Source organism: Achromobacter sp. GbtcB20 (genome assembly GCF_019091095.1).
Taxonomy (GTDB): Bacteria; Pseudomonadota; Gammaproteobacteria; order Burkholderiales; family Burkholderiaceae_B; genus Achromobacter; species Achromobacter mucicolens.
Genome location: NZ_JAGXJZ010000176.1, coordinates 1 through 584, shown reverse-complemented (window position 1 = coordinate 584; position 584 = coordinate 1). Strand labels below are relative to the sequence as shown.

The following is a 584-nucleotide window of genomic DNA, read 5'->3' as shown; positions in this document are numbered from 1 at the left end:
GATCGCTTCCTCGATCGATTCGCCTGCCTCCAGGAAACCCGCCAGCGGCGTGAAGCGCTTCGCCGCCGACGCGTGGTGCAGCGCCAGCAGCACCTTGTCGCCGTTCTTGATCAGGACCATCATCGCCGGCGAAATGCGCGGGTAGGCCAGGTGGCCGCAGTGGGTGCATTTAAAACTGCGCTCGTGCCACAGGCGTTCCATCGGATGGGCGCAGGCGCCGCAGTAGCGGTGGGTGCGCGCCCATTCGGCGATCTGGGCCGCGCGCCCGGCCACGCCCATCAGCGCTTCGTCCATGTCGCCGAAGAACAGCGAACGCAGGCCGCGCCAGGCATAGCCCGGCGGCGCCTCCTCGCGCTCGCTCCAGCCGGCCTGGCAATAGCGCTCGCCCAGCAGGCCGACCGGCTGCAGGAGCGCCGGGTCGAGATCGAGCGCGGACAGCGCGGCGGCGTCGGGCAGCGCGAGGTCGGCTTCGCGCACCAGCAGGCGGCCGTGGTGGAACAGGAAAGTGAGCGGGTCGGGATGGGCTTGCGCCGCCATCAGCGGCGTGAAGGTCGGGGGCGTGTGCAGCATACGTTCTATCACGG

General features: G+C 70.0%; 1 protein-coding gene. It reads right to left on the bottom strand.

Annotated elements, in window-relative coordinates; genetic code table 11:
• A partial coding sequence (locus KVT32_RS28425) for an NAD(+) diphosphatase (RefSeq protein ID WP_217619242.1) occupies positions 1-570 on the bottom strand: 570 nt, incomplete at its 3' end.
• Positions 571-584: the final 14 nt, after the last annotated feature.